Source organism: Carnobacterium sp. CP1 (assembly GCF_001483965.1).
In the GTDB taxonomy this organism is placed as follows: Bacteria; Bacillota; Bacilli; order Lactobacillales; family Carnobacteriaceae; genus Carnobacterium_A; species Carnobacterium_A antarcticum.
In genome coordinates this window covers 2385478-2404644 of sequence record NZ_CP010796.1, presented here as the reverse complement: position 1 = coordinate 2404644, position 19167 = coordinate 2385478, and the positions used below count along the sequence as shown (strand labels likewise).

General features: G+C 39.8%; 14 protein-coding genes and 1 other annotated feature. Of the genes, 2 read left to right on the top strand and 12 right to left on the bottom strand.

Annotated elements, in window-relative coordinates:
- Positions 1-3: 3 nt before the first annotated feature.
- The 8 genes from NY10_RS11435 to NY10_RS11400 form a co-directional block, all read right to left on the bottom strand.
- A complete protein-coding gene (locus NY10_RS11435) occupies positions 4-1674 on the bottom strand; it encodes an ABC transporter substrate-binding protein (protein WP_058920051.1) in 1671 nt (556 codons plus the stop codon).
- Positions 1675-1688: 14 nt separating this feature from the next.
- Positions 1689-2615: an oligopeptide ABC transporter permease gene (opp4C, locus tag NY10_RS11430; RefSeq protein WP_058920050.1), complete on the bottom strand. Its 927-nt coding sequence runs from the start codon at positions 2613-2615 to the stop codon at positions 1689-1691.
- Between the two features lie 14 nt (positions 2616-2629).
- Positions 2630-3580, bottom strand: coding sequence for an ABC transporter permease (locus NY10_RS11425; RefSeq protein ID WP_058920049.1), 951 nt, complete (start codon positions 3578-3580; stop codon positions 2630-2632).
- Positions 3581-3608: 28 nt separating this feature from the next.
- Positions 3609-4805, bottom strand: coding sequence for an amidohydrolase (locus NY10_RS11420; protein ID WP_058920048.1), 1197 nt, complete (start codon positions 4803-4805; stop codon positions 3609-3611).
- A gap of 30 nt (positions 4806-4835) precedes the next feature.
- Complete coding sequence (locus tag NY10_RS11415) at positions 4836-6071, bottom strand: M20 metallopeptidase family protein (protein WP_058920047.1); 1236 nt, start codon at positions 6069-6071, stop codon at positions 4836-4838.
- 255 nt (positions 6072-6326) lie between these two features.
- Entirely contained in the window at positions 6327-7964 is a 1638-nt protein-coding gene (locus NY10_RS11410) for an ABC transporter substrate-binding protein (protein ID WP_197408966.1), read from the bottom strand.
- 546 nt (positions 7965-8510) lie between these two features.
- Positions 8511-9179, bottom strand: a complete 669-nt coding sequence (locus tag NY10_RS11405) for an ABC transporter ATP-binding protein (RefSeq protein WP_058920045.1) — start codon at positions 9177-9179, stop codon at positions 8511-8513.
- Positions 9180-9190: 11 nt separating this feature from the next.
- A complete protein-coding gene (locus NY10_RS11400) occupies positions 9191-10282 on the bottom strand; it encodes an ABC transporter permease (protein WP_058920044.1) in 1092 nt (363 codons plus the stop codon).
- Positions 10283-10531: 249 nt separating this feature from the next.
- Here NY10_RS11400 and NY10_RS11395 point away from each other — a divergent pair, with 249 nt between their 5' ends.
- The gene (locus NY10_RS11395; protein ID WP_058920043.1) at positions 10532-10843 is read left to right on the top strand and encodes a hypothetical protein; all 312 of its coding nucleotides are present in this window, start codon (positions 10532-10534) and stop codon (positions 10841-10843) included.
- A gap of 146 nt (positions 10844-10989) precedes the next feature.
- Here the strand turns inward: NY10_RS11395 and pepV are convergent, their stop codons facing one another.
- On the bottom strand, positions 10990-12390 hold the full coding sequence (pepV, locus tag NY10_RS11390) for a dipeptidase PepV (RefSeq protein WP_058920042.1): 1401 nt from the start codon (positions 12388-12390) through the stop codon (positions 10990-10992).
- Positions 12391-12836: 446 nt separating this feature from the next.
- On the opposite strand from pepV, the gene NY10_RS11385 reads away from it, so the two are divergent.
- Positions 12837-13664, top strand: a complete 828-nt coding sequence (locus NY10_RS11385) for an NAD(P)H-hydrate dehydratase (RefSeq protein WP_058920041.1) — start codon at positions 12837-12839, stop codon at positions 13662-13664.
- Between the two features lie 53 nt (positions 13665-13717).
- On the opposite strand, the gene NY10_RS11380 is transcribed toward NY10_RS11385, so the two are convergent.
- The 3 genes from NY10_RS11380 to leuS all read right to left on the bottom strand — a co-directional run bounded on the left by NY10_RS11380 (position 13718) and on the right by leuS (position 18804).
- The gene (locus NY10_RS11380) at positions 13718-14440 is read right to left on the bottom strand and encodes a pseudouridine synthase (RefSeq protein WP_058920040.1); all 723 of its coding nucleotides are present in this window, start codon (positions 14438-14440) and stop codon (positions 13718-13720) included.
- A gap of 95 nt (positions 14441-14535) precedes the next feature.
- Positions 14536-16203 (bottom strand): putative polysaccharide biosynthesis protein, encoded by a 1668-nt coding sequence (locus tag NY10_RS11375; RefSeq protein ID WP_058920039.1) that lies wholly within the window; start codon positions 16201-16203, stop codon positions 14536-14538.
- Between the two features lie 183 nt (positions 16204-16386).
- Entirely contained in the window at positions 16387-18804 is a 2418-nt protein-coding gene (gene leuS, locus NY10_RS11370; RefSeq protein WP_058920038.1) for a leucine--tRNA ligase, read from the bottom strand.
- 80 nt (positions 18805-18884) lie between these two features.
- Positions 18885-19109: a binding site (T-box leader), on the bottom strand.
- Positions 19110-19167 lie beyond the last annotated feature (58 nt).

Genomic DNA, 19167 nt, shown 5'->3' with positions numbered 1-19167 from the left:
CTCTTATTGAGCGCCTGATAATGTCCATTCGGATATGTCAGACAAAGACCCTGCCCAAAATTCTTTCGCTCCTCCTGTTAATTCATTCCGCTTCACAGCAAACTGACTATCAGAATACAGCGGCAGAACATACATTTCTTTTTGCCATAAGACTTGAAATTCATTGTAAATTTCTTTACGTTCTTCAAATGTCGTAGCTTTTTTACCCGCTTCCAATAAAGCGTCACTTTCAGGATCGTTATAGCTTGAATAATTAGAAGCACCATGAGAAGCAAAATACGTTGAAACATCCGGATCAACGGTAAATGCATAACCCATCAGCATTAAGTCGTATTCGCCTTTTTGAGCAAGTTCCAAGGTTGTTGGGAAATCATAGGTGGTTTGAACCACATTGAATCCCACTGCTTTTAGATCTTGTTCAATCAAATTCGCGTATTGTTCTCGAACTTTATTGCCAATCGGAACAACTAAGCGGATTTCTTGGCTCATATCAAAATCGGATTCAGCAATGAATGCTTTAGCTTTTTCTGGATCATACGGAGTGGGTTTTAAATCCTCGTTTTTATAAGGACTAGCCGATGTATAGGCACTTTCTAAAACTTCTCCTTCGCCTTTCAACAAACTATCCACAATTTGTTGGCGATTGATAGCATGCGCGATCGCTTGCCGAATGGAAGTATCTGCGAAAACATCATTGTTGAGTAACGCAAATTGTTCGGAATAACTTGGATTTGTATCCACTGTTAGTTCATCGATTTCTTTCAAAATAGCGACATCTTGAATCGGAACGACTCCAATACCGCCGCCGGCATTAGCTTGAATGCCTCCCGACTGAAATTCAGTCACTAAATTGGTACCATTCATAATTCGAATAAAAAGCTGTTTGATTTCTGGAGCACCTTTGTAATACTCCTCATTGGCAACCAATTCTAAGTGATCGTCTTTTGCATAATCAACAAATTTGTAGCTTCCGCTTGTGACCGTCGGCTGCGTTACAAAATCAGCATTCGCTAACTCTTTTTTGGGAATATCTTTTAAAATATGCTTCGGTACAATGAAAATTTCAAAGCCTAAGATTTCTTTTAAATAGTTGGGATCCACCGGAGTTTTAGTTTTTAAGGTAACGGTCTTATCATCGACAGCTACCAAATTTGGCAGTTCGGTTAATCCGGCTTCACGTTTTCCAACATCATTTGTTCCTTCTAATGAAGAAACCGCCATTCCACGAACCGACTCCACTTCTGGATCGGCAATCAAATTATACGTAAAAACTACATCATCCGCCGTAATTGGCGTTCCATCAGTCCAAGCAGCTTTTTGGTTTAATTTGATCGTGTAATGTTGATTATCTTCTGTTTCGAAGCTGTCAGCCAATGCAGGTTCAAAAGTAAGTGGTTCAGGCATTTCTAATAAACCATCATAGAAAAAACGTTGCGTCCAACGGCCAGAAACGCCGGGAGTGTTTAAAGGATTGAAACTATCGGGAGCATTGGTCAGCCCCATATAAAGAATATCTGAGGGTACTTTCTTAGATGCGTTAGCTTTTTTTTCAGAATCCACATTTGTACCACATGCTGCCAGCACCGACAGAATCATTAAATACCCTACCGCTAATTTCCACTTATTTACTAATTTACCTTCTTTCATATTCATCCCCATTTCTTTTGGTTGCATCTGAATTGCTGCTTTTACTTCGTTTCACCTTCAACAGCGTCGCGAAGCCCGTCTCCAATAAAGTTGATTGCTAAAACAGCGAGTAAAATCATGATGCCGGGCGGAACCCAGCGCCAAGGCTGATTAGCCAAAACCGTTAGCGATTGAGCATTTGACAACATATTTCCCCAGCTCGATGTCGGCGGGCGGACACCCATTCCTAAGAAACTGAGTGAAGCTTCCGTTAGAATCGAATTGGCGATCCCGAATGTGGCGTTAACCAAAATTGGAGAAAGTACATTCGGCAAAATTTGTTTAAATAAAATATGCGGAGTCGAATACCCCACTGAAACAGCTGCTTGAATAAAATCTGTGTCTTTGATCGACAACACGCTTCCACGGACCAACCGGCACACCGTCGGCCAACCGAGTAACCCTAATACAATGGTCACTGTCCAAATGCTGGGACCAACCAAACTAACTAACACTAAAATAACCATAAAATAGGGAAAAGACATAAATACTTCTGTGAGCCGCATGATAAAAGCATCCGTCATGCCGCCAAAGTAACCGGAAATCAACCCTAAAGTTGTCCCGATAGCGATATAAATCGCTACTGATCCTAATCCCACGATCAAGGAAACACGAGCACCATAGATTAAACGGCTAAAAACATCTCTTCCTACTTCATCTGTCCCTAACAAGAAGTCGCTATTCGGAGCAGTTTCAAAGAAACCGGTCGTTTCATAGGGCGAGTAATTTACGATCAAAGGTGCAAAAATAGCCATTAAAATTACAAGACCAAAAACGAACAGACCGCCCATCGCTACTTTGTTCCGCATAAATCGTTTAGCAATAGTTTTGAGATAGCCTTCATCTTGAGATACCAGCATCCGTGCTTCTGCTTCTTGTTCAAGTTGTTCCATTTTCTTTGTCGAAACTAGGTTAAAATTTGCTGCCATTTTCTCCTCTCCTTTCAATCGTATTTTATTCTTGGATCCACAACAGCATAGAGAATATCTGTTGAGATATTAGCTACCATAACAGCAACAGCTGAAAGCAGCGTAATGGCCATTAGAACCGGATAATCTCTGGAGTTGATCGAAGTGATCATTAGTTGACCTAGACCTGGCCATTGAAAAATTTGTTCGGTGACAACAGCTCCTCCAATCAACTTAGGAATATCCATCCCGATAATAGTGATAATTGGAATCAATGCATTGCGAAGCCCGTGTTTCGTTAAAATATCTCTTGCCTTCAGACCTTTAGCAGTTGCTGTTCGTAAATAGTTTTCTCCCAAAACGTCGATCATACTGGAACGGACATACCGGATCATATTTCCCGAAATACTCGTTGCTAAGACAATTACTGGTAAAATCAAGTGTTGGATTCTTTCCAATACTCCTCCATCACCGCCTAAAACTTGCATCCCGCCAGTTGGCAACCACGCTAACTGCAGTGAAAAAATATAGATCAATCCTAGACCTAAAAAGAAGTTTGGAACAGATACGCCTAAGAAAGAATTGCTTGTAATCAGATAATCCACCCAAGTATTCTTTTTAACAGCACTATAAATCCCTAATGGAATAGCTACCAAATAGCCGACCACCAAACTAATGCCCATTAATTGGAGCGTTGGCGATACACGGCTGAAAAGGATAGCCGTCACCGGTTGTCTAGTCGAATAAGAAAAGCCCAAATTTCCTTGAAGCAAATTCGTGATCCATTTAATGTATTGAACGGGCAGCGGCTGATCTAATCCCAATGCCGCTTTAGTCGCTTCAATTTGCTCTGCCGTTGCATCTGGTGCAACATACAAGTCAACTGGATTTCCAGGTGCCAGATTAATAATAATAAAAGAAAAAATGGATACCATAAACAATACCGGTACAGCAATTATTAATCTTTTTAGTATATATTTTTTCATAAAAGGACCTCCTTTTGTTTCTGATTGCTCAATCAGCTGTCTTTAATAAGTAATCCTCTGCAATAGCTAAAAAAGCTTCTCCAGAACGCAATAATGCTGTTTCATCAATTTTAAACTTCGGATGATGATGAGGATAATTCGCCCCAATCGCTTCATTTTTAGCACCTACATAAAAGAATGTACCCGGTTTTTCTTGTAAGTAATAAGCAAAATCTTCGCCGCCCATCCCTGACTCAACTTCAGAAACTTCAGCTTCTCCAAACTTTTCTTGCATCACTTTCGTCAATCGTTTGGTTTCCAGCGGCGTATTCATAATGGATGGGTATCCCCTAGTGTAGCGAATTTCAACAGACCCTTGATTAACCGCAGCAATGCTTTGGCTCATTTGCTTGACTTGCGTTTCCATTAAATCGCGGATTTCTGGATTTAATGTCCGAATCGTACCTCGCAATACAGCTTTATCCGCAATAATGTTATTGGCTTCCCCACCTGCTTGAAAGCCTGAAAAAGTTAATACTGCAGGCTGTACAGGATCGACTTGACGGCTGACCAGCGTTTGCAAAGTCGTCACGATTTGCGTCCCGATCATAACTGAATCAACAGTAGTATGAGGAGCCGCACCATGTCCGCCTTTTCCTTGGATCTGCATTTGGAAAGAATCGGATCCGGCTGAACCATAAGATTGACAATAAGCAATTTTTCCTGCTTCTAAATCAGACATGACATGAATGCCGAAAACATAATCGACCCCCATCAAACAACCTGCTTCAATCATGCTCTTTGCTCCGCCTGGGACGACTTCTTCCGCGTTTTGGTGCAGCAAGACTACATTTCCATGTAAATCGGCTTTATTTTTGTTCAAAACTTTTGCGACACTTAAGAGCGAAGCGGTATGTCCATCATGTCCGCATGCATGCATGATGCCTGGATTTTTCGACTGGAAAGGAACATCCGTTTCTTCATGGATTCGCAAAGCATCGAAGTCTGCTCGAAAAGCAATCGTCGGGCCTGGTTGATCTCCATAAATTTTAGCAACAATTCCATATCCATTGCCTACATTTGTTTGGATATCTTCAATTCCCATCTGCTGCAATTGCGCTACAATAAAAGCCGCTGTTTGCTTTTCTTCATAAGACGGTTCCGGGTATTCATGTAGGTGCCGTCTCCAAGCGACGGTTTCATCAAAATTCGCTTTTAGTTCTTCTGTCCATTTTTCATAACTCATTCCATCCACTCCTCACAAATTAAGTTGCAATTATTCTGCTGCTGCTTCAATGGCTGTTTTATGCTTTATCGCTGTTTCCGTTTGAGCAGCCAAGTAATGCTCTGCAATGGTCAAAAATGCTTTTCCGCCCATTAGCAATGCCCGCTCATCAATATCAAATTTAGGATGGTGATGCGGATAAACGATGCCTTTCTCGGCATTACCTGAATTGACAAAGAAAAATGAACCGGGTTTCTTTTCAAGGTAATAAGCGAAATCTTCGCCGCCCATCCTTAACGGAGTTGTTTCAACTGTTTCAGCACCAAATTTGTCAGTAAATACTGTTTTGATTACTTCCGTTTCAGCCGGATGATTGTAAACTGCAGGATACCCTTTTGTATAAGTAACGGTACATGTCGCATCATATGCTGCACAAATGTGTTCAGCCATTGTCTTGATTTTCTCTTCCAGCAAACTACGCAAGGTCGGTTCAAAGGTTCGAACCGTTCCTTTTAGATAAGCCGTATCAGGAATGACATTATTTGCTTCACTGCCAGCTTGGAAAGTCGAGATGGTCAAGACGCCTGCTTGCATTGGATTCTTCGTTCGGCTAATGAGCGTTTGCAGCTGATTGGCTAAATGAGAACCGACAACAATTGGATCAATCGACGTATGCGGACTTGAACCGTGTCCGCCTTTTCCTTGAATCGTAATTTCAAAAAAATCTGCTGCTGCCATCGAGAAGCCGCTGCAATATTGAACTTTTCCGTATTCCAAAGGCGAACGCAAATGCAAACCGTAAACATAATCGACGTCTGTTAAAGCGCCATCCTCGATCATGGATTTTGCCCCGCCCGGCAACACCTCTTCCGCGTGTTGGAAAATAAAAACGACTTCGCCTTTTAACTCTGCTTCAAATTGTTTTAAGACTTTTGCAACACTTAAAAGAATTGCAGTATGTCCATCATGACCACATGCATGCATAACGCCATCATTGACTGAAGCAAAAGGCAGCTGAGTTTCCTCTTGGATGCGTAAAGCATCGAAATCCGCTCGAAAAGCAATTTTAGGCCCCGGTTGTGCTCCTATTAAACGTGTAACGAGACCTCCGCCGCCCACTTTCGTGCGGATGTCTTCGTAACCAAATTCAGTTAATCTGTCAAAAATATAGGTTCTCGTAGCAGTCTCTTGAAAAGAAATTTCTGGATAACGGTGTAAGTGTCGTCTCCAAGCAACCGTTTCATCAAAATTGTTTGCTAAGCTTTTTTCCCATTCGTTGTATCCCATTCAAACTCCTCTTTTCTTTTTTAATTCTGTTTAAGGTATCCAAGCATTTTCCGTATGTGAGGTTTTCTAACTCGTCATTAGTTGGAAATGAAAATCCAACTATTTCTTAACGTTTTGAAATGTTTTTTAAAGTTTACCCGCTAAGATTAGATATGTCAAACTTTATTTTAATCTAACCTTAACGAATATTCTTCGCTTCCTTAAAACACCAAGGGATACGTGTCACAAAACCTAACAAACTTTTTTTGTATCGTTTTATTCTTGCTGTAATGTCCAAGCTTCGACATCGGTTAATGAACCAGGCCAAAACTCAGTGATCCCACCATTTAAGGTTTCATTTTTCACTACGATATCCAATGCAGAATAAAGCGGTACGATAAACATATCGTCTTGCCAAATCTCTTGTGCTTCATCATAGATAGCTTTTCTTTTTTCTGGATCGGTTTCTGCTAGACCCGCTTCTAGTAATGCAGTGTTTTTAGGATTTTCATAATTGGAATAGTTTGAAACTCCTTCTGGACCAACGTAATTGGTTACATCTGGATCAATATTCAATGCATATCCATACATCATCAAATCAAAGTCACCTGAACGGCCTTTTTCCATGACAGTCGGGAAATCAAAGTTAGACAGCTTGACTTTAAACCCTACAGCTTCCAAGTCTTGTTGAATCAAAACAGCCGATTGTTCTCTGACTTTGTTGCCGACCGGAACAACGATTTCTATTTCTTGGCTCATATCAAAGTCTGATTTAGTAATCAATTCTTTAGCCAATTCTGGATCATAGGCGATAGGTTCTAGTTCTTCGTTTTTATATGGACTAACAGATGTATAAATGCTTTCGACGATTTCACCTTGTCCTCCTAACAAACTTTCCACGATTTGATTTCGATTGATTGCATGTGCTAATGCTTGGCGGATATATTTATCTTTAAACACTTCCGTATTGATTGGCATCATTTGCACCGTTAAACTTGGCTGCACGTTAACTTCTAGTCCTTCAATGGCTTCAACTGTTTTTAATTCTTGTGTGGGAACTTCACCGATGCCTCCACTGGCATTCATATGCAAACCACCTGATTGGAGCTCAGTTACAAGGTTGGTTCCATTCATGATTTTCAAAAAGACTTCTTTGATTTCAGGTTCTCCACGGTAGTAATCAGGGTTAGCGGTTAGCTCGATGTGTGAATCTTTTGCATATTCAACAAAAGTATACGGCCCGCTCGTTACTTCAGGTTGGGTGACGAAACTAGCATTTGCCAATTCGCTTTTAGGGGTATCTTCCCATACGTGTTTCGGCAAAATGAAAATACCATAAGCAAGAAATTCCTTTAAATAGTTCGGATCAACTGGCGTTTCCGTTTTTAATGTGACTGTTTTATCGTCTACAGCGACTAAATTGGGAATCTCTGTTCGACCTTCTTCCAGTTTCCCAGAAGATGTTACGCCTTCCAATGAAGCTACCGCTACACCGCGTGTTGTTTCTACTTCAGGATCCGCAATCAGGTTGTAAGTGAAAACAACATCTTCTGCCGTAACGGGTGTACCGTCGGACCAATTGGCATCTGGATTTAATTTGATCGTATAGTTTTGATTGTCTTCTGTTTCAAAGCTATCTGCCAATCTCGGTGTAAATGTCAAGGCATCCGGCATATCCAACAGAGCATCATAGAAGAAACGCTGTGCCCACCGAGCAGATACACCAGCTGCATTTATCGGGCTGAAATTATCTGGCGGGTTAGTCATCCCTATGTAGAGAATGTCTTGAGATACAGCTTTAACTTGTGCTCCTTCCTTCTCTGCGTTATTGCCGCAAGCAGCCAAGAATAAGAATGCCGCTAACCCCATCAAGATACTCCATTTTCTCATTCCACTATTTTTTTGCTTTTTCATTGTTGTTCTCCCCTTTTTTATGTTATTTTCTCTTTCTTTTTCTTCTACTTCTCTTTCTCTTGCTAGCTTACTTTCCTCCTTTAGCATTAATCGCAACCATCTTCTGCCACTTCGCGTTTTTATTTTTAAAAATAAAAAAACAAGCCCTTCAAAAAAGATGAAGGGCTTGTTTATCGAACTGAATCGATCGAGCCCTAGGATACGAAAACTAGGACTCAACTAATTGAATAGTTCGAATCCTAGGGCATAATTAAAATTAAGACGCTTTTAGTCAGAAGAGCAGCAGGCATAACAGATGCGAATGTCAATTTAGTTTCTTTTCTCATAGTGTTTTCCCACTCCTTAAATGTATTTGTAGCTGAATAATACCTGTTAAAATTAGAATAGTCAAATGTTATATTCATCTAAATCTCATCTAAAAACCACCAATAAAAAAAGTAAGCGTGTTCAATAATCAATGTTCTGTTTTCTTTAATAGCGTGAGGTTAACCTTTTGATAAAAAAATAAACAAACGAAAAATGTTTTTTCGTTTGTTCATTTTTTTATTATTTTTTCGTCAGTATTCCATCTTTCATCACATACACGCTATCACAATGTTCAATCAGCCGTTCATCATGTGTGACCATAATTGTAGCTTTTTTTTGTGCTTTGGTTTCACGGGCTAAAATTTTTACTACTTCAAAAGCTTTTTCGGAATCTAAGCTAGCTGTCGGCTCATCTGCTAAAATAACAGACGGCCCATGGTAAATTGCCCGTGCGATCGCTGCCCGTTGGCGTTCTCCACCTGATAAGTCGCTTGGGTATTTCTTTTTCAGTTCTTTTATTCCAAGTTCGTCTAATAAAGCATCGCTTTTAGTTGTATCCATTTTAGTTTTGTTTACTTTATTCACCAAACGCAGCTGATCTTCTACAGTTAGAAACGGAACTAAATTTGAAGCTTGTAAAATAAATCCAATTTCTTTAAACCGCAAAGCAGCTCGTTCTTTTTCAGGTACCTCACTAAATTTATGATTATTTATCAATACTTTTCCTTCTGAAGGAGTTTGCAATCCGCCGATGATCGTTAACAATGTACTCTTACCTGAACCGCTCGGCCCAATGATCGCTGCAAACTCACCCGCTTCAACCGAAAAATTCGTTTTTTTCAATGCTTCAACTTTCGTATGCCCTTCACCAAAAGTACGCGTTACATCAACTAATTCAATTAATTTCATCTTCTTCTCTCCTAACCGATCGCTTCTAATGGATCAATATTGACCACTGTTCTGACTGAAAACAGAGCACCTAACACAGCTACTAAAACCAACAAAATTGTTATCCCCGCTAAAAAAACGACATTCGTTCGATAAGGTACCGCTGCCGGCAAGACTAAAGCTGTCAAAACAGTTAAAATCAAACCGATTCCCACGCCCACTGCTGCTAATAAGAAAGTTTGCGCTACGACAGATGCAGATATGTAGCGAGTTGAAATCCCTTGAGCTTTCATCACTCCAAACATGCTTGTTTTTTGCAGGGTTAAGACATAGATAAAAATGCCGATCACTACAGCTGCGATCACGACTAAGAAACCGATCATCAAGCCAAAGGTTAAAACTTGTGCAGTATATCCTGGTATTTTATTGATATAATCTTTAATAGGGTAGGCTACTAATTCGTCATTGTCGATTTGAATATTATCCAATGAACCTGCTTCACCACGGACGACCACTGCACTGATACGGCCGTTGTCAGAATCATCCACTGCTTCAAAACGTACTTCTTGGAAAGCCGGTATAGTCGTATACAAAACCGGCGCTACATTGAATTTAGCATTTTCCGTAAACCCTACAACGGTTACTTCTTTGTCGTTTCCAGCCAACTCTAAGACGTCTCCTATTTCAATGCCTTCTTCTTCTTTCAAACTAATGTCAGCCACGACTTCATCTTTTCCGCTAAATGCTTCGCCTTCGATTACTTCCGGCATAATGAACTGATTAGCATCGATGCCAAAAAACGTGACATTTATTTTAGCATCCTCACCAGTCTTTCCGGCTTTTCTGACAACACTAGGAGCTTGTCCTAAAAAAGCAATTTCTTCGCCAGAAACTTCTTTAGCTTGTTCCAATGTCATCATCGACATATTGATATTCGTATTGGACTCATCCGTCAATACAATTCCATCTGCTTCCCATTTGTCTATACTCGTACGGTTATCTTGCGCTAGCCCATATGCTAAACCCACTAAAAAATAAACCAAATAAGAGACCAAAACTAGGACACCAATAATCAACGCAAATCGTGTTTTTGAATAGTTCATTTCTTTCCATGCTAAAAACATTTTCTTCACTCCTTTTCTTGATTTTACTCAACTAAATATACCACAAATCAACTGTTATCTTATAACACTTTGATTATTTTACTTGAAGAAGCAAAGTGGTTAGTACAACAAAAAAATTGATTAGTTTTTTTGAACTTTCCAGTTCTTTCTATTTTAATTATTTAACTGCTTGTTTGCTTTACTTACAGAACGTTTGTTCGTATAATATAACTATAAACAATAGAACGATCAAGTGAAGGAGCTGCTAATATGAATTTCGCCATTATTACTGGAAAAGTCATTTCTGAAATCAAAGTTATCAACACCACTCATGGAGCACCATTATGCCGCTTCACACTCGAAGCGGACGACCGTCAATTTAACTGTTTGGTCGCTGAAAAAAAAGCCTATCGATTTGTATACGATATTGAAGAATATTCTGTTATCACAATAGAAGGAACCATTAATCATCGGATGCAATTGGTGGTGCAAAACTATCGGACTGAATCAAAACCAAATTATTTTGGACACATCTTTGATTACAAAGGCAGAAAACTGCCACACAAAAAAGTGATGTTCTAACTCTATTGAACTGCAAGAAACTTAATCTATTTCCTTAACCTAATTTATACTAACTGCTGTTGGCCAAAAAAAAATAAGACGGAAGATTTTCTGGATTGCGAGTTATCTTATGCCATCCTTGATTTTCTTCCGTCTTGCTTTTTAGTTTATTTAACCAACTCGTATATCGCTTCAGCGTAAATACTCATGGCATTCATCAAGTCATCAATGGCCATAAACTCGTTAGCTTGGTGCATGGTATCGATGCTATCAGGGAACATAGCACCATAAGCTACACCGCGTTCAAATAAACGTCCATATGTGCCGCCGCCGATCGTTTGTTCATGAGCTTCTAAACCTGTTTGTTTTGCATAAACATTTAACAACGTTTTAACCAATGGATCATCCGCTGGAACGTAGTGAGGCGCTTGTGCTTTACCGCGTCCCAGAGTTACTCCATATTGGCCTAATTTAGCATCTAAGCCTATTTCAATGCTTTCAGCACTGACACCTTTAGGGAAGCGGAAGTTTAACGCAATCAATCCGCCGTCTTCTGGTGTGAATGTGAAGACTCCTGGATTTATCGTTAAATCGCCCATTATGTCATCTACATAGTTCAATTCCAGTTTTTCAGCTCTAGAATCATCATGGAAATACTCTGCTGTCATTTCTAGATAGTTTTTAGCATCTCCGCCAAATGAATACCCGTTTAAGAAGATTGCCAAATAAGTTGCTGCATTCACTCCTCCACGAGGTTCCATCGCATGTGCTGCTTTCCCGTTAACTTCAATCGTGACTTGTTTCCCATCAATGGTCACTGTTCCAGTCACAGGAGATTTTTCGATAAAGTCATAGAAATCTTTTTCAATTTTTTCAGCTTCTTGACTGTTAAATACAGCTGTTGCATCTTGAGGAACCATATTTTCACGTAATCCAGCATCAAAACTGGTCAACTCGTTTTTTCCGCCTGCATTCGTACCTTGCGTACTGACATAGACAGTCAAAATACCTTTTTCACCATTAATGATTGGAAATTCTGCATCTGGTGAAAAACCAAAATCAGGTTTTTCTTCTACTTCAAAGTAACGATCCATACACATCCAGCCGCTTTCTTCATCAGTTCCAATAATGAAACGGATGCGTTTAGAAACCGGCAATTCCAATTCTTTGATCATTTTCAGTGCATAATAAGCTGCCACTCCGGGACCCTTATCATCGCTCGATCCACGAGCATAGATACGTCCGTCTTTGATCACCGGATCAAACGGGTCTGTTTCCCAACCTGAACCAACTGGTACAACGTCAACATGTGCTAAAACGCCAAGTGTTTCGTCGCCTTCTCCATACTCGATGTGACCTGCTAAGTTATCAATATTCTTGGTAACAAAACCATCACGATCTCCAAACGCTAAAAACGCTTCTAGTGCTTCTTTAGGTCCGAACCCAACAGGAGCTTCTTCTGTTGCTTCACTGTCATCGCGAACACTATTAATTTTCAATAAAGAAATCAAATCCGCTAAGAAATCTTCTTTACGTGCCGCTGCTTCTTTTTTCCAATCGATTGTCATACCCTGAACACTCCCATCCTTCATTTTCAACATCTCTATCATATCACTTTTTGACTTGCATACCAATATTCCTATCTCATTTTCTTATGTCAAGATACTCTCAAAGATATAAAAAGGGAAAACTGTTATTTTATTGTCCAATTATTAGATAGATAGGCTCTACTTAACCATTTCCTTCTATTTTTCTACCCAACTATCAGATAGACAGACTCTTCTTAACAATTCACTCCATTTTCTTCATCAAACTGTGAAGTAGAACGTCCCTCGTGCACCTCTACTCATCACACATTGATTTTCGTATTCTATTCAATGGCAACTATCCACTATAAGACCTCAAAAAATAGTTTTTTTAATGCAAGGTCAAAGGAGGCGAAGGATGAAAAATAATCGTTTTGTCTTTATAATGAGTTTCAAGGAGCTTTAAGTATCTGAAGGAGGAAATTCTTATGAAAAAACTGAATCAAGAAAGTATCCACGGTTTGATTCCAAAAAGAAAAGATGACAGCTACAAAGGCGATTACGGCAGAATTTTAGTCATCGGCGGAAACGAATCAATGGGGGGAGCTATTATAATGGCTACTAGTGCAGCGGTAAACAGCGGTGCCGGGTTAGTCAGTGTTGCCACTGCAAAAACCAACCACATTGCCTTGCATGCTCGTTTGCCAGAAGCTATGGTGCTGGACTGGAATAACCGTCAAGCGCTCGCACAACAAGTAAAAGCAGCCTCGGTTCTTGTCATTGGACCGGGGATGGGTGATTCAAAAGATTCTTTAGAATTATTAAAATCTGTTCTCTCTCTCGTTACAGAAAACCAACAAATCGTGGTTGATGGATCAGCGATCACCATGATGGCAGAACACCAGCTTTCAACGCCTAAAGCCAAAACTATTTATACTCCTCATTTAGGCGAGTGGGAGCGATTAAGTCATTTAAAACCATCTGAACAAAAAGAATCTCTAAATCAGACAGCCCGAGCTGAACTAAATGCAACGGTCGTTTTGAAACAACATCGAACGGAAGTTTATTTTGAAGAAGACGTTTGGAAAAATCAAGCCGGTAATCCTGCAATGGCAACTGGCGGGATGGGCGATACTTTAGCTGGGATGATCGCTGGATTTTTAGCACAATTAGAAAATTCAAAGTCAGCCGTATTGGCGGCAGTTTATTTACACAGTCACATTGGCGATAACCTAGCTAAAAAGCAATACGTTGTCTTACCGACCCACATCATTGAACAACTGCCTTTTACTCTAAAAGAATTTTCCGAAAACTAAATCCAAAAAAACCTGACGAAGCCATAATGGCTATCTGTCAGGTTTTTGATTTCTTATCGGTAATCTTCCATCACTTTCATCTCTGCTTCAGTCAATGGTCGATAATGGCCGATTTTTAAGTCTTTATCTAAAGTTAAAGGGCCCATCGATAAACGTTTTAAATAAGTCACTTTTTTATCCACCGCTTCAAACATACGTTTAACTTGATGAAACTTGCCTTCATGAATCACGACTTGGATAGTCGACGTTTGTGACTCTGCATTTGTTGATAAAACCGTTAGCGCCGCTGACCGACAGACAAAACCATCGTCTAAAGTGACTCCTTCATCAAACGCTTGGATATCTTTTTTGTCAACGATTCCTTGGATCACCGCTTCATAACATTTATCGACTTCTTTTTTTGGCGATAATAAATTATGAGCTAAAACCCCATCGTTCGTCAACAACAATAACCCTTCTGTATCTTTATCTAATCGGCCAACTGGGAAAGGGTCCAATAAACGGTCTTGTGAATGAAGCAAATCAATCACCGTTTTATGCAGTTTATCTTCCGTGGCACTGATTACCCCTTGAGGCTTATGCAGCATCAAATAAATAAATTCTTGGTAATGAACTTTTTCTCCAGCAACCTGCACTTGATCGCTTTCCGGTTCGATATGAACTTTCCCATCTTTAGCAAGCTTGCCGTTTACTTCGACTTGTTTGCTTTTCAACAATTCTTTAACTGTTTTTCGGGTGCCATATCCTGTATGTGCTAAAAACTTATCTAATCTCATTGTACCTGCTCCATTCTCTTTTTAAAAAAGGGACTAAAAAAACTAGGTGGCATCTCTATATAGATGCCAGCTAGCTCTCTTTATCTGTTTTTTGTTTATTTTATTCTTAACTTTCTTCGTAAACCTGCTACCCGTGACCCTAGCAACCGGTCTGCTAACCTAGTTTTTAATGCGGCATACAAGTACACAAATCCACCGATAGAGGCTGAAACGCCCATGTTGATCAATGAGCCTATTCTGTCTTTTGGTTCAAATAATCGATACATCCCTTGTTGCACAATAAAAACAACTAAGGCCATGGCGGCCGTAATGATTGCCATCAATAAAAGGCGTCTTAGCAAGAAACCGATATTCAAGTGCGTCATTTTGTAGATAGCGCGTAACATTAAATAGGTTGTCGCCCCAAAACCAACAATGTTGGATAACAGCATACCATGCGTACCAGCTATAGCCAGCAACGGGTATTGAACCACCAGTTTAACCACTAACCCAACTGCCATTGCTACCAAAGCTCGCTTTGTTTGGTTGGCTGCTTGAAGAGTCGATCCCAACAAGACAAACAATCCTAGAAAAATGCTCATATAAGAAGACAGTTGCAAAATGCTTGCTCCAAATGCACTATAACCATAAACAACGGTATAAAGAGGTTTGGCAACGACTGCCATACCGATTGAAGCCGGCAGCATAATGAAGAAAAATAGTTGGATACTATCGCTCATTTGTGCTCTTACATCAGCCATTTTATTTCGCGCTAATAAATCAGCAATCAGCGGCACAGAAGTAATCGCCATCGAGCCCGCCAAAGAAATAACGACCATGATCAGTTTATTTGCATTCCCTGCAGCGATAGCATAATTGTTTTCAATTTGCTTCGCTGTCATATCACTGACCGCATTCATAATTGGTGCAAATGTAAATTGATCGATCAGCTGAAAGAAAGTGATTCCTGAACCAATGATAATAAACGGTATCGCTGTTTTAATAATGGATTTGAAAATCTCATTAGTGGAAACAGAAATTTTGTTTCTGCTATTTGCAACATTTATATCCAGTTCGGGCTTTTTCCGCCAAATAACGTACAGCAAGTAGCCGATACTGAACACCGCTCCAATAAAGGCTCCAAAAGTTGAAGCCGAAACAGCGTTAACGACACTTCCGTCTGATACCACTCGGATAAGATAGACAGCAGCCAGCATAAATATAACTCGGCCTAATTGTTCAATAAATTGTGAAATAGCTGAGGGTGCCATTGTATGATGACCTTGAATAAAACCGCGTGTGACACTCATACAAGGAATAATCAACAAGGCCCAGCTTAACGATCGGATAACTTGCGTTCCATCACTTACCGAAGCAGTAGGACTATTGGCTGCAATAAATGGTGCAATCATATACATTAAGATGGCTGCAACAATTCCGGTAATGGCCATTACCTGCAGCCCTTTTTTATAAATTTCACGACTGATTTTATATTCCCCTAAAGCGTTGTAATAAGAAACTTGCTTGGCAATAGCGGAAGGAACTCCGGCTGTAGCAATATTTAAAAACAATGCGTAAGGCGTATACCCTACCATGTAAAGAGCATTGGCAGAGTTTGCTACATCTTGCGTACCCATCCATGCCATCCAAGGGATAATGTATAAAACCCCTAAAAGCCGAGATAAGATGCTGCCGCCGGTCATCCAAGCAGAGCCGCTGACCATTTTGTCTCGTGAGCTTTTTTCATTCACCGATGCATTTTCTTTCGTAACATCCTTTGACATTTTCCATAACCCTACTCTCATACTTTTATGTACTAATATCTATTCTACTTCTTTCCCAATACCGTTGCAATGCTTTGCAGAGCGTCTTAGAGGATATTTACAAAAATTTAAGGTTCTCATTTTTGACCCCATTAGAAAAGACCACTGTTTTTTAAGCCAGTGGTCTGATCCCTTATTCTAAAACTAATTCGCTACAATATTAACCAATTTCCCAGGAATAACGATTACTTTTCGGACTGTTTTTCCTTTAATGGCTTCTTGAATTTTCTCATTAGTCATTGCTAAAGTTTCCAATTCGTCTTTCGTGATTTCTTTAGATGCTTGGGCTTTAGCTTTTAATTTTCCGTTCACTTGAAAAACCACTTCTATTTCATCTTGTACTAAGAATGCTTCATCATACGTTGGCCATGCTGCATAAGAAATGCCTTCGTCACTGTTTGTCAAAACGGCCCACAACTCTTCACCTAGATGAGGAGCAATCGGAGCTAACAACTGTACAAAGCCTTTCATGTACTCTACCGGTAAAGCTTTGGCTTTATAGGCTTCGTTCACAAATACCATCAATTGTGAAATAGCTGTATTAAAGCGCAGTTGCTCAAAGTCTTCCGTCACTTTTTTTACAGTTTGGTGGTAGGCTACATCTAATGATTGATCATTGAATGTGGTTACGCGGTCACGAAGTTGCCCTTCTTCATCCATCAATAAACGCCAGACTCGGTCTAAGAACTTGCGACTGCCTTCAAGGCCGTTTTCATTCCATGCAATCGAAGCATCCAACGGTCCCATAAACATTTCATACATCCGTAATGTGTCTGCTCCATATTTTTCAACCACATCATCAGGATTTACGACATTGCCTTTTGACTTAGACATTTTTTCGTTGTTTTCTCCCAAAATCATTCCTTGATTAAATAATTTTTGGAAAGGTTCTTTCGTTGGAACCACACCAATATCGTATAAAAACTTATACCAAAAACGTGCATACAACAAATGTAAAACGGCGTGTTCGGCCCCGCCAATATAAATATCAACCGGCAACCATTCTTTCAGCTTTTCAGGGTCTGCTATCATTTCATCGTTAGCAGGATCGATAAACCGTAAATAATACCAAGAACTTCCTGCCCATTGCGGCATGGTATTTGTATCACGGCGGCCTTTCATCCCTGTTTCTGGATCGGTAACATTGACCCAGTCGGTAATATTAGCCAGTGGCGATTCGCCAGTACCGCTTGGTTTGATTTCATCTGTTTTTGGCAGTAACAACGGAAGCTCTGATTCAGCTAACGTAGTTGATGTGCCATCTTCCCAATGGATAACCGGAATCGGTTCGCCCCAGTAGCGTTGTCTTGCAAATAACCAGTCACGCAAACGATACGTCGTTTCTTTTTTACCTAAACCTTTTTCTTCTAGCCAAGCATTTATTTTAGCAATGGCTTCTTCTTTGCCCAAACCATCTAGGAAATCTGAATTGATGTGTGGACCATCTTCTAAAAAGGCCTCTTTTTCTATTTGACCGCCTGCTAAGACGGGGGTAATTTCTAAGCCAAAAGTTTTTGCAAACTCGTAATCCCGTTGATCGTGTGCTGGAACAGCCATGATTGCACCTGTACCATAAGACGCTAAGACATAATCAGAAATCCAAATCGGTATTTCTTTCCCGTTTACTGGATTTACTGCGTAAGCTCCTGTGAATACGCCAGTTTTTTCTTTGCTTAAATCCGTCCGGTCTAAATCACTTTTCAGACTAACTTTTTCAATATAAGCTTTGATTTCTGCTTCTTGTTCAGGAGTCGTAATTTTTTCCACTAAGTCCAATTCTGGTGCCATGACACAATAAGTTGCTCCAAATAATGTGTCTGGACGAGTCGTAAAAATAGTGAAGTCTTGTTCTGTATCTTTAACTGTAAAAGAGACATTTGCTCCAACCGATTTTCCGATCCAATTGCGTTGCATATCTTTAATACTATCAGGCCAATCAACCAATTCTAAATCTTCTAATAAACGTTCAGCATAAGCTGTTATTTTCAACATCCATTGTTTCATTGGTTTGCGGAAAACAGGATGTCCGCCACGTTCGCTTTTTCCATCGATAACTTCTTCGTTAGCCAATACTGTTCCTAGAGCAGGACACCAGTTAACCGCAACTTCTGCTTCATAAGCTAATCCTTTTTCGTATAATTTAATAAAAATCCATTGGGTCCATTTGTAATAACTTGGATCAGTCGTATTGATTTCACGTTTCCAATCGTAACTAAAACCCAATGAGTTGATTTGACGGCGAAATGTTTCAATATTATGAGCAGTAAACTCCGCAGGATCATTTCCGGTATCTAACGCATATTGTTCAGCCGGCAAACCAAAAGCATCCCATCCCATTGGATGCAATACATTGTAACCTTGTGCACGTTTCATACGTGAAAGAATGTCTGTCGCAGTGTAGCCTTCTGGATGTCCAACATGTAACCCTTGTCCAGATGGGTACGGAAACATATCCAGAGCATAAAATTTTTCTTTTGCTGAATCTTCAGTTGTCTGGAAAGTTTTATTATCTGCCCAGTACTTTTGCCATTTTTTTTCAATAGTCTTATGATTGAAACTCATATCGTTAATCCCTCTTCCTCAGTTTAATCGTTTAATAAATTAAAAAATCGCCCTATGAGCGCAGATAAATAATCTGATACTCATAGGACGATTGAACAGTTTACTGATCGTGGTACCACCTATGTTTTCTACAAAATTTCTGTAGACTCTTCTTACCTTTAACGCAGGCGTTACGGCTTTACTTACTGATCGATTTCAGTAAAGCAACATCCAAGGCGAGTTCAAAAGCTTTCTTTATGCATTTCCACCAACCATGCACTCTCTTTAAAAGAAGTATTTCTACTATTCCTTTTCTTTGTTTTTAACTATTGATTCTATTCTATCAAATAAACAGCTAGCGAGCAATAGCAAAGTGCCCTTCGT

Coding starts and splice junctions, on each gene's coding strand:
- NY10_RS11380 (WP_058920040.1), bottom strand. CDS start 14,440: ATGAGATTAGATAAGTTTTTAGCACATACAGGATATGGCACCCGAAAA.
- pepV (WP_058920042.1), bottom strand. CDS start 12,390: ATGACAATCGATTGGAAAAAAGAAGCAGCGGCACGTAAAGAAGATTTC.
- NY10_RS11385 (WP_058920041.1), top strand. CDS start 12,837: ATGAAAAAACTGAATCAAGAAAGTATCCACGGTTTGATTCCAAAAAGA.
- NY10_RS11415 (WP_058920047.1), bottom strand. CDS start 6,071: ATGGGATACAACGAATGGGAAAAAAGCTTAGCAAACAATTTTGATGAA.
- NY10_RS11425 (WP_058920049.1), bottom strand. CDS start 3,580: ATGAAAAAATATATACTAAAAAGATTAATAATTGCTGTACCGGTATTG.
- NY10_RS11435 (WP_058920051.1), bottom strand. CDS start 1,674: ATGCAACCAAAAGAAATGGGGATGAATATGAAAGAAGGTAAATTAGTA.
- NY10_RS11410 (WP_197408966.1), bottom strand. CDS start 7,964: ATGAAAAAGCAAAAAAATAGTGGAATGAGAAAATGGAGTATCTTGATG.
- NY10_RS11395 (WP_058920043.1), top strand. CDS start 10,532: ATGAATTTCGCCATTATTACTGGAAAAGTCATTTCTGAAATCAAAGTT.
- NY10_RS11400 (WP_058920044.1), bottom strand. CDS start 10,282: ATGTTTTTAGCATGGAAAGAAATGAACTATTCAAAAACACGATTTGCG.
- opp4C (WP_058920050.1), bottom strand. CDS start 2,615: ATGGCAGCAAATTTTAACCTAGTTTCGACAAAGAAAATGGAACAACTT.
- NY10_RS11375 (WP_058920039.1), bottom strand. CDS start 16,203: ATGTCAAAGGATGTTACGAAAGAAAATGCATCGGTGAATGAAAAAAGC.
- NY10_RS11405 (WP_058920045.1), bottom strand. CDS start 9,179: ATGAAATTAATTGAATTAGTTGATGTAACGCGTACTTTTGGTGAAGGG.
- leuS (WP_058920038.1), bottom strand. CDS start 18,804: ATGAGTTTCAATCATAAGACTATTGAAAAAAAATGGCAAAAGTACTGG.
- NY10_RS11420 (WP_058920048.1), bottom strand. CDS start 4,805: ATGAGTTATGAAAAATGGACAGAAGAACTAAAAGCGAATTTTGATGAA.